Source organism: Streptomyces sp. NPDC050147 (genome assembly GCF_040660195.1).
In the GTDB taxonomy this organism is placed as follows: Bacteria; Actinomycetota; Actinomycetes; order Streptomycetales; family Streptomycetaceae; genus Streptomyces.
In genome coordinates this window covers 1-12,983 of sequence record NZ_JBFALJ010000044.1, presented here as the reverse complement: position 1 = coordinate 12,983, position 12,983 = coordinate 1, and the positions used below count along the sequence as shown (strand labels likewise).

Below are 12,983 nucleotides of genomic sequence, written 5' to 3'. Positions count from 1 at the left end.
AACGCGAGACGCCCGGAGGGAATTCCCTCCGGGCGTCACACGTGTCCTGAAACGGCCGCTAGCCGTCTGCGCGGCAACGGCGGCTAGCCATACATCCTGCGCATCGCGAAGTCGACCATCTGCTCGACGGCCTTGGCATCGAAGACCATGCGGTGCTCGCCCTCCATGTCGAGGACGAAGCCGTAACCGGTGGGGAGGAGGTCGATGACCTCGGCGCCCGTGATCACGAAGTACTTGGACTCCTTGCCCGCGTACCGGCGCAGCTCCTTGAGGGAGGTGAACATCGGGATCACCGGCTGCTGGGTGTTGTGCAGGGCGAGGAAGCCGGGGTTGTCGCCGCGCGGGCAGTAGACCTTCGAGGTGGCGAAGATCTGCTGGAAGTCCTCGGCGGACATCGAGCCCGTGGTGAAGGCGCGCACCGCGTCCGCGAGGGACGGCGGCGACGGCTCGGGATAGAGCGGAGGCTGCTGGGCGTACCCCGCGCCACCGCCGGGCATCTGCTGCGGCGGCGGCTGCGCCCCGGGCGGGGCGTACTGCTGCTGGGCGCCTGGGCTCTGGTCGTAGCCGTACATGTCCGCAAGGGTACTGAGCCCTCACGAGTAGTGAGTCACAGATGACCCATTAGGGGTTGCTTCTTATTACTGGCGGGTAGCATCATCGTAGCTACCAGCTGGTACTGATCCTGTTGATCCCTTTTCTGCTTACGGAGCCGTCGCCATGGGGCACTACAAGTCGAATCTCCGCGACATCGAGTTCAACCTCTTCGAGGTGCTCGGCCGCGACAAGCTGTACGGCACCGGCCCGTTCGCGGAGATGGACGTCGACACCGCCAAGAGCATCCTCGACGAGCTGCGCCGCCTCGCCGAGAACGAGCTGGCGGAGTCCTTCGAGGACGCCGACCGCAACCCGCCGGTCTTCGACCCGGCGACCAACACCGCGCCCGTACCGGCGTCCTTCAAGAAGAGCTACCAGGCCTTCATGGACTCCGAGTACTGGCGCCTCGGGCTGCCCGAGGCGATCGGCGGCACGACGTCGCCGCGCTCGCTGATCTGGGCGTACGCGGAGCTGCTGCTCGGCGCCAACCCGGCGGTGTGGATGTACTCCTCCGGCCCCGCGTTCGCGGGCATCCTGCACGACGAGGGCAACGAGGCGCAGAAGAAGATCGCCGCGATCGCCGTCGAGAAGCAGTGGGGCTCGACGATGGTCCTCACCGAGCCGGACGCCGGTTCGGACGTGGGCGCGGGCCGCACGAAGGCGACTCTGCAGGACGACGGCTCCTGGCACATCGAGGGCGTGAAGCGCTTCATCACGTCCGGTGAGCACGACATGTCGGAGAACATCCTCCACTACGTCCTCGCCCGCCCCGAGGGCCACGGCCCCGGCACGAAGGGCCTCTCGCTCTTCCTCGTCCCGAAGTACGAGTTCGACTGGGAGACCGGCGAGCTGGGCGAGCGCAACGGCGTGTACGCCACGAACGTCGAGCACAAGATGGGCCTCAAGGCGTCCAACACGTGCGAGATGACGTTCGGCGACCAGCACCCCGCCAAGGGCTGGCTGATCGGCGACAAGCACGACGGCATCCGCCAGATGTTCATGATCATCGAGTTCGCCCGCATGATGGTCGGCACGAAGGCCATCGCGACGCTCTCGACGGGTTACCTGAACGCCCTGGAGTACGCCAAGGAGCGCGTCCAGGGGCCCGACCTGGCCCAGTTCATGGACAAGACCGCGCCGAAGGTGACGATCACCCACCACCCGGACGTGCGCCGCTCGCTGATGACGCAGAAGGCGTACGCGGAGGGCATGCGCGCCCTGGTCCTGCACACCGCGGCCGTCCAGGACGAGATCCAGGTCAAGGAGGCGGCGGGCGAGGACGCGTCGGCGCTGATCGCGCTCAACGACCTCCTGCTGCCGATCGTCAAGGGCTACGGCTCGGAGAAGTCGTACGAGCAGCTGGCGCAGTCGCTCCAGACGTTCGGCGGCTCGGGGTACCTCCAGGAATACCCCATCGAGCAGTACATCCGTGACGCCAAGATCGACACCCTCTACGAGGGCACGACGGCCATCCAGGGCCAGGACTACTTCTTCCGGAAGATCGTCCGCAACCAGGGCGCCGCACTGAACGGCCTCGCCGAGGAGATCAAGAAGTTCCTCGCGGTCGGTACGGGCGGCGAGACCCTCTCCGGGGCCCGCGAGGAGCTGGCCAAGGCCGCGGTCGAGCTGGAGGCGATCGTCGGCGTCATGCTGACGGACCTCGCGGGCACGGAGCAGGACGTGAAGTCCATCTACAAGGTGGGCCTCAACACGACCCGCCTCCTGATGGTCTCCGGCGACGTGGTCGTGGGCTACCTCCTCCTGCGTGGCGCCGCGGTCGCCGCCGAGAAGCTGGCCACGGCCTCCGCCAAGGACAAGCCCTTCTACGAGGGCAAGATCGCCGCGGCCAAGTTCTTCGCCGCGAACGTCCTGCCGGGCGTCGCGAACGAGCGGAAGCTCGCCGAGGGCGTCGACCTGGACCTGATGGAACTGGACGAGGCCGCGTTCTAATTCTCTTGGTACGTACGCCGATTCAACCTCGCTGCGGCCTGCTTCCCTTGGGAGGTAGGCCGCTGCGGGGTAATCGGGTGGGTGGGCGGGAGAGATCCGCCGCGAAGCGGCGGTACAGAACCTCCCGGTTCGGGGCCCCAGCGTCGGGGTTACCCGCTAGCTACGCTGAAAGCATGAGCACATCTGCCCGCTTCGACCGCGGCCACTCCGACGACCTCATGACCTTCCTGGCGGCAAGCCCCTCGCCCTACCACGCGGTGGCGAGCGCCGCGGAGCGGCTGGAGAAGGCCGGTTTCCGGCAGGTCGAGGAGACCGACGCCTGGGACGGCTCGACCGGCGGGAAGTACGTGCAGCGCGGAGGCGCGATCGTCGCCTGGTTCGTCCCGGAAGGGGCAGCCGCGCACACCCCGTACCGCATCGTCGGCGCCCACACCGACTCCCCGAACCTCCGCGTCAAGCCGAAGCCGGACGCCGGCGCGCACGGCTGGCGGCAGGTCGCGGTCGAGATCTACGGCGGCCCGCTGCTCAACTCCTGGCTCGACCGCGACCTCGGCCTCGCGGGCAGGCTCTCGCTGCGGGACGGCTCTACGCGCCTGGTCAACGTCGACCGGGCGCTCCTTCGCGTACCGCAGCTCGCGATCCACATGGACCGCTCAGTCGTCGCCGACGGCCTCAAGCTCGACAAGCAGAAGCACATGCAGCCCATCTGGGGCCTCGGCGACGACGTGCACGAGGGCGACCTCATCGCCTTCCTGGAGGAGGAGGCGGGGATCGCCCCCGGCGACGTCACCGGCTGGGACCTGATGACGCACCCCGTCGAGGCGCCCTCCTACCTCGGCCGCGACCGCGACCTCATCGCGGGCCCGCGGATGGACAACCTCCTGTCCGTGCACGCCTGTACGGCGGCCCTGGCCGCCGTCGCCACGGCGAACGGCGCCGGCTCCCTGCCGTACATCCCCGTGTTCGCCGCCTTCGACCACGAGGAGAACGGCTCCCAGTCCGACACGGGCGCGGACGGCCCGCTTCTGGGAAGCGTCCTCGAACGTTCCGTGTTCGCACGCGGCGGCACGTACGAGGACAAGGCCCGCGCCTTCGCGGGCACCGTCTGCCTCTCCTCCGACACCGGCCACGCCGTGCACCCCAACTACGCGGAACGGCACGACCCGACGCACCACCCGCGCGCCAACGGCGGCCCGATCCTCAAGGTCAACGTCAACAACCGGTACGCCACGGACGGCGTCGGACGTGCCGTGTTCGCCGCCGCCTGCGAGAAGGCCGGCGTGCCCTTCCAGAGCTTCGTCTCGAACAACGCGATGCCCTGCGGCACGACCATCGGGCCGATCACAGCGGCCCGGCACGGCATCAAGACCGTCGACATCGGCGTCGCGATCCTCTCCATGCACAGCGTGCGCGAGCTGTGCGGGGCGGACGACCCGTACCTCCTGGCCAACGCTCTGGTGGCCTTCCTGGAGGGCTGATCTCCGCTTCTCCGTGTGGTCGTGGCGGCTCCGGGTACCCGGGTGCAACGCCACGACTTCACGACTTAGGGAGGCGGTCCACATGGGCCTGGGCGGATGCATCATTCTGATCGCCGCGGGCGCCATCCTCACGTTCGCCACCGACTGGGAGATGGAAGGCATCAACCTCACCGTGACCGGTCTGATCATGATGGCCGTGGGCGTGATCGGTGTCGCCGCGTTCACCAACGCGCGCCGCAAGACAGTCGTGCCGCCAGGCGCGACGGTGGTCGAGACGGACGATCACCATCACAGGCACGGCTTGTGAGGGACAGCCCCGCTCGTACGTAGCCTCACTCCTCCTCCTCGCCGGGCCCGGCAGCCGCCTCCGTGGCTGCCGGGCCCGGCGATACTCTTGGTCCTTGTTCGAAAATTGATGCGAGGCGTGCGGCACGGGCGCGGCGTTAGGAGTTGAGGCCAGGTGGAGTTCCAGCTGCTCGGACCGGTAAGCGTCGCCGGAGGCAGCGGACCCGTCCCCCTCGGCCCCGCCAAGCGCCGCAGCCTGCTCGCGGCGCTGCTGCTGCGGGCGGGCACGCCGATCTCGGTGGACGCCCTGACCGAGACCCTGTGGGACGGTGAACCGCCGTTGCACGCGCGCACCGTCATCCAGGGGCACATCTCCCGGCTGCGCGCCCTGCTCGTCGAGGCAGGACTGGACGCGTACGGCGTCGAACTGGCCACGCAGGGCGGTGCGTACGCCCTGCAACTCCCGGAGACCCTGCTCGACGTCAACCGCTTCGAGGACCTCGTCGCACTGGCCGGGCGGCAGAAGGAGCCCTCGGACGCGGCGCTGATGCTGCGGGAGGCGCTCGCGCTGTGGAACGGGCCCGCGCTGACCGGCACGGTCGCCACGGAGCCGATGCTGGCCGCCGCGCGCAGCCTGGAGGAGAGCCGCCTCGTCACCGTCGAGCAGCTCGCCGACGCCTATGGACGGCTCGGCTCGCACGGGCAGGCGGTGGGCCTGCTGACCGCCGAGTTGTACCAGCACCCGCTGCGGGAGAGCCTGGTGGCGGCCTTGATGCGGGCGCTGCAGCGGTGCGGCCGGCAGTCCGAGGCGCTGGAGTACTTCAACCGGACACGGGAACTGCTCGCCGACGAGCTGGGGGTGGACCCCGGCAAGAAGCTGCGCCGGGCGTACGAGGAGATCCTCGCCGGTGAGCCCGACACCGGCGCCCACCCCATGCTGGGCGCACCTGTGCCGCGCCCCCGGGGGCGGTACGACCTGGGCCTCGGGGGTGGCGGTGCTTCCCGCGGTGCTTCCGACGGTGCTTCCCCCGCCGGAGCCCCTGGGTCCGCCGCACCCGCCGGGCCTTCCGCGCCCACCGGGGAGAGCCGGCCCGCACGGCAGCCGGGGCCGCCCCCGGTCGAGCGGGGCCGGGAACCCGCGGCAGGGCAGGCACGGCCCACGGCGCCGGGAGCCGGCGCTCAGGACGCGGCCTCCGCCACTCCCGCCGATCCCAGCGCTCCCGTCAGCCCCGCAGCCCAGGCGGACGGCCCCCCTGCGGGCAACGCGGTCCCCCGCCTCCTGCCCAGGGCGCCCCGCGCCTTCACGGGCCGTGAAGACCAACTCGCCGCCCTGGAAGCCGTACTGGTCGAAGAGACGGAGGCGCCGATCGTCCTGCTCACCGGTGCCGCGGGCGTGGGAAAGACCGCCCTCGTCCTGCAGTGGGCACACCATCACGCGGCCCCCCACCCGGGCGGCCACCTCTTCGCGGACCTGCGTGGCTTCAGCGGCGGCGCCCCCGCCCACCCCGAGCGCATCCTGCGGGAGTTCCTCCTCGCCCTGGGCGTGCGGCAGCAGGACGTGCCGGCCGGCATCGAACCCGCGGCGGCCCTCTACCGCTCGCTCATAGCCGAACGGCGCCTTCTGGTCGTACTCGACAACGCCCACGACTCCGCCCAGGTCCGCCCCCTCCTGCCCGGCGCACCCCACTGCACCACCCTCATCACCAGCCGCAACCGCCTCGACGGCCTCGTCGCGTCGGACTGCGCCCGCCCCGTGCCGATCGGCGCGCTCAGCGAGGACGACGGCGCCCAACTGTTCCGCCGTGCCCTGGGGCAGAGCGCCGACACGGACGCCGACCCCGAGGACGTACGCCGGATCGTCCGCCTCTGCGACGGTCTCCCGCTCGCCCTGCGCACCGCCGCCGCCAGGCTCATCGGCCGCCCCCATCGGTCCGTGGCCTCGCTCGCCGCCGAACTCGCCGACGAGGAGCAGCGGTTGGCCCTGCTCTCCGCCGAGGACACGGGCGTCGCGGCGGCGCTGCGCGCCACGGTGGGGCAACTCCCGGGCGCTGACGCCTGGTTGCTCGCCGCACTGGCTCGCGCCACCACGCCGGACGTGGACGCGCACAGGGCGGCCGACCTCGCGGGCGCCGACGTGTCCGCCGCCCGCGAGGGGCTCGACCGCCTGGCCGCGGCGCATCTGGTCCAGGAGGAGGGAGCGGGGCGCTACGTCCTGCCCGGCCTGGTACGGCTCTTCGCCCGCGGCCTGGACGGATCCGCCACCGCGACGTTCCGCCGGCCGCGTCCCGAGGAGCTGCGACGGCCCGTTCCGGACTCCTCCCTGTGATCCAGGCCCTGGCCGGGGCCTCCTCGCGAGCCGCGCCAACGACTCATTAGCCAGGTGTTAGCGGAACGCCAGCGGTGAGCGGCAGGCTCAGCGGAGCAAGCCCGAACGACCGACGCTCACGGGGGAGTCACCGCCATGCGCACCACCGCTCGCACCACGCGTGCCGTGCTCGCCGCCGCGTCTGTCGCCGCGCTCTCCCTCTCCCTCACGGCGTGTGACGGCGGCAGCGGGAGCGACACCGACGCCACCGGCGTTTCGGCGAGCGGGGACAAGACGGCCCCCAGGTCCGGCGGTGCGGACTCCGCGGCTCCGGCCGCCGGGGGCGACTGCACCCTGGCCACCTCGAAGACCGAGATCGAGGACACCGGCGGCACCGCGCCCGTCGTCCTGCTCAAGATCACCAACAACGGCGCCAGGACCTGCGCGGTCCGCGGCGCCCCCCTCGTCGGCGACCCGACGACGGGCCGGAACCTCCCGGTGGCCGAGAACACCCGCCCCCGGTCGGTCGTCCGCCTCGGTCCCGGCCGTTCCGCCTACGCCGCGATCGACCTCGCGAGCATCGACGCCGACCGGACCCACCGCGCCAAGACCCTCGGCATCACGCTCGCCACCAAGGACGGCAAGGCCACGCAGGGCCGCGTCACGGTGGCCTCGCCCGGCGCCGCGGGCCTGCTGCTCGACGCGGGCTCGCAGGTCACGTACTGGCAGAACACCCTTGAGGACGCCATGCGGTAAGGACCGCGCGTCCTCCCCCGATCCACAGCCGGTCCGTGTTCCCACTTTCCCCCGAGTGGCACGGGCCGGCTGTGTCACGTCCGCCACGGGGTAGGCATCGCCGCATGAGACTTCTCGTACGCGACCGGCTGCTCGGCGTCGGAGACGACTACTGGATCGAGGACGACCAGGGCCGGAAGGTCTTCCTCGTCGACGGCAAGGCGATGCGCCTGCGCGACACCTTCGAGCTGAAGGACATGGACGGCCGCGTCCTCATCGACATCCGCGCCAAGATGCTGGCGCTGCGCGACACGATGGTGATCGAACGGGACGGCGAGCCGCTGGCCACGGTCAAGCGCAAACGCCTCTCGCTCCTGCGCAACCACTACCGCGTGGAGCTGGTCGACGGCACCGAGCTCGACGTGAGCGGCAAGATCCTGGACCGCGAGTTCGCCATCGAGTACGACGGCGAACTCCTGGCCGACGTCTCCCGCCGCTGGTTCCGGGTCCGCGAGACGTACGGCCTCCACGTCACCCGCGACGACGCCGACGCGGCCCTGCTCCTGGCCGTCACGGTCTGCGTGATCCGCCTGGCGGAGAAGGAGAGGGGCGACGACTGAGCGGGACCGAGCGGGACGGCGGCGGCCTCAGCGCCGGGGAGCGTCCATCCCGAGGAGCCGGTCCTTCAGCGCGGGGAACTGCTCGCGCGTGGCCGCCACCTTCGCCGGGTCGAACTCGACGGTGAGGACCTCCTCGCCGTTCCCCGCCTCGGCGAGCACCTCGCCCCACGGGTCGACGACGATGCTGTGCCCGGCCTGGGGCACCCCGGCGTGCGTACCTCCCGTACCGCACGCCAGGACGAACGCCTGGTCCTCGACGGCTCGCGCCCGGGCGAGCAGCGTCCAGTGCTCACGCCGCCGCGCGGGCCATCCCGCCGGGACGACGAACATCTCGGCGCCCGCGTCCACGAGCCCCCGGAAGAGCTCGGGGAAGCGGAGGTCGTAACAGGTGGCGAGCCCGATCGTCGCGGTGGGCGTGCGCACGGTGACCAGTTCGGTGCCGGCGCCCATCAGGACGGCCTCGCCCTTGTCGAAGCCGAACCGGTGGATCTTCCGGTACGAGGCGGCGAGTTCACCCTCGGGAGAGAAGACCAGCGAGGTGTTGTAGAGATCCCCCGCGGCGTCCCGCTCCGGGACGGACCCCGCGTGCAGCCAGACGCCCGCGTCACTCGCGGCCTTGGCCATCACCTCGTACGTGGGTCCCCGCAGAGACTCCGCATCGCTCGCGAACGACTCGTACGCGAAAGCGCCCGTGGTCCACAGTTCGGGGAGAACGACGAGATCCGGCCGCTCACGCCCGGCCACCTCACGTACCAGTGAAGCGACCCGCGAGCGGCGGGAATTGACCGATTCGCCCTCGTCTACGGCGATCTGGATGAGGGAGGCGCGCACACTACCACCGTCCTGGCATTCGAGCCGTCAATGCAGGCCTACGATCGTCACACGAAAGCACTGCCGGGGTGCCTGCGGGCAGCGTACTGTGATTTTCCGGGGGACTCCCCCGGGCCCCCACATCGCGTCCCAGACACCCACCGCCCGCGTACGACCGTCGAGGGGTCCCGTGAGTCTCCATCCCAGCCTGCAAACCTATGCCGACGCCTGGACCGAGTCCGTATCAGCCATATCCGAGCTGGTGTCGCCGCTCGCCGAGGGCGAGTGGAACTGGGCCACACCCTGCCCCGGCTGGTCGGTGCGGGACGTCGTCTCCCACGTCATAGGCCTGGACTGCGAGATGCTGGGCGACCCGCGTCCCATCCACAGCCTGCCCCGCGACCTGTACCACGTACAGACCGAGGGCCAGCGCTACATGGAGGTGCAGGTCGACGTCCGGCGCCACCACACCGCGCCGGAGATGACCTCCGAGCTGGAGTACACGATCATCCGCCGCTCACGCCAGCTGCGGAACGAGTCGCGTGACCCCTCCCACAAGGTCCGCGGCCCGCTGGGCACCGAGCAGACCCTCGAACTGGCGACGCGCATGCGGGCGTTCGACGTCTGGGTGCACGAGCAGGACCTGCGTACGACGCTGAAGAAGCCCGGCAACCTGGACTCCCAGGGGGCGTTGGTCGCCCGCGACCTCCTGCTCCAGGGACTGCCCAAGGTCGTCGCCAAGAAGGCCGCCGCCCCGGCGAACTCGGCGGTCGTCTTCGACGTGAGCGGGCCCGTCGAATTCCTGCGCACGGTCCGGGTCGACGCCGACGGCCACGCCACGGTCGACAGCGCCCCCTCGCTCGGCCCGCTCGCCACGCTGAGCCTGGACTGGGAAACCTACTTCCGCCTGGCGTGCGGTCGCGTCTCGTACGCCTCGGTCGCCGACCGGATCAAGATCGAGGGGGATCACGGCCTGGGCGAGGCGATCCTGCGGGGGTTCGCGGTCACGCCGTAGCCCCACGCGACCACCGGTCGGACGGGTACGTTCGGTCGGACGAGACGGGTACGTTCGGTCAGACGGGTACGTGCACGGCCTCGACGCGGCTGGCGACAAGACGCTCCTTCTCCCGGCGCACCGCGCGCGTCCGCAGCCGCAGGATCTGACTGAGGCCGACCGCCTCCAGGACGAAGACGGCGGAGAAGGCGATCCGGTAGTTGTCGCCGGTCGCGTCCAGGAGCACGCCGATGGCGAGCAGCGTCGTCATGGAGGCGACGAAGCCGCCCATGTTCACGATGCCGGACGCCGTGCCCTGCCGCTCCGGCGGGTTCGCGGGCCGCGCGAAGTCGAAGCCGATCATGGACGCGGGGCCGCAGGCGCCGAGCACGGCGCACAGCGCGATGAGCAGCCCCATCGGGGCGTGGTCGCCGGGGTAGTGGATGGTGGTCGCCCACATCACGGCGGTCGTCGCGACGGTGCCGATGGCCAGTGGCGTGCGGGCCGCGTGGTGCCGGGCGACGATCTGGCCGTAGACCAGGCCGATCACCATGTTGGACAGCACGACGAGGGTGAGCAGCGCCCCGGCTGTCCCGCGCGTCAGCCCCTGCGCCTCGACGAGGAACGGCAGCCCCCACAGGAGCAGGAACACCATCGCGGGGAACTGCGTGGTGAAGTGCACCCACAGGCCGAGCCGGGTGCCGGGCTCGCGCCAGCTCAGGGCGATCTGCTTGCGCACGAAGGCCCCACCGGTGTGCCGCACCGGCTCCGGGGCGTGGCCCTCGGGGTGGTCCTTGAGGAACAGCGTCATCAGTACGAGGACGACGACGCCGCACAGCGCGCTGCCCGCGAAGGCCGCGGTCCAGCCGACGGAGTGCAGGAGCCGGGCGAGGACGAGGGTGGAGACGAGGTTGCCCGCCATGCCGACGAGGCCGGCGAGCTGGGCGACCATGGGGCCGCGTCGGGCCGGGAACCAGCGGGTGCCAAGACGCAGCACGCTGATGAAGGTCAGTGCGTCACCGCAGCCGAGCAGCGCGCGGGACGCGAGCGCCATGCCGTACGAGGGGGACAGGGCGAAGCCGAGCTGTCCGAGGGTGAAGAGCACGACTCCGATGGTCAGCACGCGCTTGGTGCCGAGCCGGTCGACCATCAGGCCGACCGGTATCTGCATGCCCGCGTAGACGAGCAGCTGGAGTATCGAGAAGGTCGAGAGCGCGGAGGCGTTGACGTGGAACCGGTCGGCGGCGTCGAGACCGGCGACGCCGAGGGAGGTCCGGAAGATGACGGCGACGAAGTAGACGGCGACGCCGATGCCCCAGACGACCACGGCCTTCTTGCCGCCGGGGGGATCGCCGGGGAGGGAGACGGGGGCGGAGGCGGCGCTCATCGGACATCGCCTCGCGCGAGGTTCTGGAACCAGCCGACGTGCCGGGTGACGACCGCCTCGGCCGCCTCCGCGTCGCCGGCCGTCAGGGCGTTCAGGATCTCCTCGTGCTCGGCCAGCGTCTTGGCGATCCGGTCCGGATGGGAGTGCATCACCGCGACGCCCATCCGCAGCTGCCGGTCACGGAGCTGGTCGTACAGGCGGGCCAGGATTTCGTTGCCGCCACTGCGTACGATCTCGGCGTGGAAACACCGGTCGGTCACGGCAGCAGCGGAGAAGTCCCCGGCGGCGGCCTGCTCCCGCTGCCGGCGCAGCAGCTCCTCGAGGCGGGCGATCAGCGCCGCGGACGCGGGCACCGCCTTGCGCACCGAGTGCGTCTCCACCAGGAGCCGCGTCTCGACGACATCGGCGATCTCCTGCGCGGACACCGGCAGGACCAGCGCGCCCTTCTTGGGGTAGAGCCGCAGGAGCCCCTCCACCTCCAGCTTCAGGAGGGCCTCGCGCACCGGGGTGCGGGACACTCCGACGGCCTCGGCGAGCTCGCCCTCGGTGAGCAGCGTGCCACCCTCGTACCGGCGGTCGAGCACGCCCTGCTTGACGTGCGCGTACACACGCTCCGCGGCGGGTGGCTGCTTCAAGGCTTGCGCAGGGGCTCGGGAGGGGGGCGAGGCAGGTGCGACAGGCATGCGCACAGCATAGATACAACACGTACCCATGAGGCCGCACATTCCACGATCCGGACATCACCCACAATCACCCTCACGGACATGCATCCATTTGCCCCTCTCGTGTGTCTCACCATCGAGCGGCACCCTCATGTGGCCGCATTCCAGGGGCATTTGGAGCATTCACCTTGAACACCCCCATTAAGGTCATTCGCCGCACGTCGGCCGTTATCGTCACCGCGGGTGCGGTACTCGCGGGCGGAGCCCTCACGACCCCGGCCCAGGCGGCCGCACTGCCGAAGCCGTCGATCGCCGCCAAGGGCGGCTACGTCATGAACAACGGCACGGGCAAGACGCTCTTCACCAAGTCGGCGGACACCCGCCGTTCGACCGGTTCGACCACCAAGATCATGACGGCGAAGGTGGTGCTCTCGCAGCCCAACCTGAACCTCAACTCCAAGGTCAAGATCGAAAAGGCCTACAGCGACTACATCGTCAGGAACACCGCCTCGTCCGCCCGCCTGATCGTCGGCGACAAGGTCACCGTCCGCCAGCTCCTGTACGGCTTGATGCTGCCGTCCGGCTGCGACGCGGCGTACGCGCTCGCGGACAAGTTCGGCAAGGGCTCCACCCGCTCGGCCCGCGTGAAGTCGTTCATCGGCAAGATGAACGCCCAGGCCAGGACCCTCGGCCTGACCAACACCCACTTCGACTCCTTCGACGGCATCGGCAGCGGGAGCAACTACTCCACGCCCCGCGACCTGACGAAGCTCGCCAGCAGCGCGATGAAGAGCTCCACGTTCCGTACGGTCGTGAAGACGAAGTCGACGAAGCAGAAGGTCACCACGAAGAGCGGCGGCTACCGCTACATGTCGTGGTCGAACACGAACAACCTGCTCAGCAGCTACAGCGGCGCCATCGGCGTGAAGACCGGCTCGGGCCCGCAGGCCAAGTACTGCCTGGTCTTCGCCGCGACGCGCAACGGCAAGACGGTCATCGGCACGGTCCTCACCTCGACCTCGTCGACCAACCGCACGAAGGACGCGAAGAAGCTGATGGACTACGGCTTCAAGAAGTAGGTCTTCACCGGACACGTCAGAGGGGGCCCGCCGCACGAGGTCACCCGTGCGCAGATACGGAGTGCCGCTCCTGCTGCCCGCACT

12 protein-coding genes are annotated in these 12,983 nt (G+C 70.4%); 8 read left to right on the top strand and 4 right to left on the bottom strand.

Going from position 1 to position 12,983, the window contains the following annotated elements; translation table 11 throughout:
- Nucleotides 1–83 precede the first annotated feature (83 nt).
- Nucleotides 84–572 (bottom strand): SseB family protein, encoded by a 489-nt coding sequence (locus AB0I94_RS40295; RefSeq protein ID WP_363314788.1) that lies wholly within the window; start codon nt 570–572, stop codon nt 84–86.
- 145 nt (nt 573–717) lie between these two features.
- Here AB0I94_RS40295 and AB0I94_RS40290 point away from each other — a divergent pair, with 145 nt between their 5' ends.
- The 6 genes from AB0I94_RS40290 to AB0I94_RS40265 all read left to right on the top strand — a co-directional run bounded on the left by AB0I94_RS40290 (nt 718) and on the right by AB0I94_RS40265 (nt 7,967).
- Nucleotides 718–2,544, top strand: a complete 1,827-nt coding sequence (locus tag AB0I94_RS40290; RefSeq protein ID WP_363314787.1) for an acyl-CoA dehydrogenase — start codon at nt 718–720, stop codon at nt 2,542–2,544.
- Between the two features lie 173 nt (nt 2,545–2,717).
- Nucleotides 2,718–4,022 carry a M18 family aminopeptidase gene (locus AB0I94_RS40285; RefSeq protein ID WP_363314786.1) on the top strand — a complete coding sequence of 435 codons (1,305 nt, stop codon included), beginning with the start codon at nt 2,718–2,720 and terminating at the stop codon, nt 4,020–4,022.
- Nucleotides 4,023–4,104: 82 nt separating this feature from the next.
- On the top strand, nt 4,105–4,329 hold the full coding sequence (locus AB0I94_RS40280; RefSeq protein WP_363314785.1) for a hypothetical protein: 225 nt from the start codon (nt 4,105–4,107) through the stop codon (nt 4,327–4,329).
- A 153-nt stretch (nt 4,330–4,482) separates the two neighbouring features.
- On the top strand, nt 4,483–6,633 hold the full coding sequence (locus tag AB0I94_RS40275; RefSeq protein WP_363314784.1) for a BTAD domain-containing putative transcriptional regulator: 2,151 nt from the start codon (nt 4,483–4,485) through the stop codon (nt 6,631–6,633).
- Nucleotides 6,634–6,768: 135 nt separating this feature from the next.
- Nucleotides 6,769–7,368 (top strand): DUF4232 domain-containing protein, encoded by a 600-nt coding sequence (locus AB0I94_RS40270; RefSeq protein ID WP_363314783.1) that lies wholly within the window; start codon nt 6,769–6,771, stop codon nt 7,366–7,368.
- A 104-nt stretch (nt 7,369–7,472) separates the two neighbouring features.
- Nucleotides 7,473–7,967 carry an LURP-one-related family protein gene (locus AB0I94_RS40265; RefSeq protein ID WP_363314782.1) on the top strand — a complete coding sequence of 165 codons (495 nt, stop codon included), beginning with the start codon at nt 7,473–7,475 and terminating at the stop codon, nt 7,965–7,967.
- Nucleotides 7,968–7,994: 27 nt separating this feature from the next.
- On the opposite strand, the gene AB0I94_RS40260 is transcribed toward AB0I94_RS40265, so the two are convergent.
- Nucleotides 7,995–8,798: a carbon-nitrogen family hydrolase gene (locus tag AB0I94_RS40260; protein WP_363314781.1), complete on the bottom strand. Its 804-nt coding sequence runs from the start codon at nt 8,796–8,798 to the stop codon at nt 7,995–7,997.
- Nucleotides 8,799–8,967: 169 nt separating this feature from the next.
- On the opposite strand from AB0I94_RS40260, the gene AB0I94_RS40255 reads away from it, so the two are divergent.
- The gene (locus AB0I94_RS40255) at nt 8,968–9,792 is read left to right on the top strand and encodes a maleylpyruvate isomerase family mycothiol-dependent enzyme (protein ID WP_363314780.1); all 825 of its coding nucleotides are present in this window, start codon (nt 8,968–8,970) and stop codon (nt 9,790–9,792) included.
- Nucleotides 9,793–9,850: 58 nt separating this feature from the next.
- On the opposite strand, the gene AB0I94_RS40250 is transcribed toward AB0I94_RS40255, so the two are convergent.
- Nucleotides 9,851–11,158 carry an MFS transporter gene (locus AB0I94_RS40250; RefSeq protein ID WP_363314779.1) on the bottom strand — a complete coding sequence of 436 codons (1,308 nt, stop codon included), beginning with the start codon at nt 11,156–11,158 and terminating at the stop codon, nt 9,851–9,853.
- Nucleotides 11,155–11,841, bottom strand: a complete 687-nt coding sequence (locus tag AB0I94_RS40245) for a GntR family transcriptional regulator (protein WP_363314778.1) — start codon at nt 11,839–11,841, stop codon at nt 11,155–11,157. Before AB0I94_RS40245 ends, AB0I94_RS40250 begins: the two co-directional genes overlap by 4 nt.
- A 167-nt stretch (nt 11,842–12,008) precedes the next feature.
- Between AB0I94_RS40245 and AB0I94_RS40240 the strand changes: the two genes are divergently transcribed.
- Entirely contained in the window at nt 12,009–12,899 is an 891-nt protein-coding gene (locus AB0I94_RS40240; RefSeq protein ID WP_363314777.1) for a D-alanyl-D-alanine carboxypeptidase, read from the top strand.
- Nucleotides 12,900–12,983: the final 84 nt, after the last annotated feature.

Coding starts and splice junctions, on each gene's coding strand:
- AB0I94_RS40250 (WP_363314779.1), bottom strand. CDS start 11,158: ATGAGCGCCGCCTCCGCCCCCGTCTCCCTCCCCGGCGATCCCCCCGGC.
- AB0I94_RS40270 (WP_363314783.1), top strand. CDS start 6,769: ATGCGCACCACCGCTCGCACCACGCGTGCCGTGCTCGCCGCCGCGTCT.
- AB0I94_RS40295 (WP_363314788.1), bottom strand. CDS start 572: ATGTACGGCTACGACCAGAGCCCAGGCGCCCAGCAGCAGTACGCCCCG.
- AB0I94_RS40245 (WP_363314778.1), bottom strand. CDS start 11,841: ATGCCTGTCGCACCTGCCTCGCCCCCCTCCCGAGCCCCTGCGCAAGCC.
- AB0I94_RS40280 (WP_363314785.1), top strand. CDS start 4,105: ATGGGCCTGGGCGGATGCATCATTCTGATCGCCGCGGGCGCCATCCTC.
- AB0I94_RS40290 (WP_363314787.1), top strand. CDS start 718: ATGGGGCACTACAAGTCGAATCTCCGCGACATCGAGTTCAACCTCTTC.
- AB0I94_RS40285 (WP_363314786.1), top strand. CDS start 2,718: ATGAGCACATCTGCCCGCTTCGACCGCGGCCACTCCGACGACCTCATG.
- AB0I94_RS40265 (WP_363314782.1), top strand. CDS start 7,473: ATGAGACTTCTCGTACGCGACCGGCTGCTCGGCGTCGGAGACGACTAC.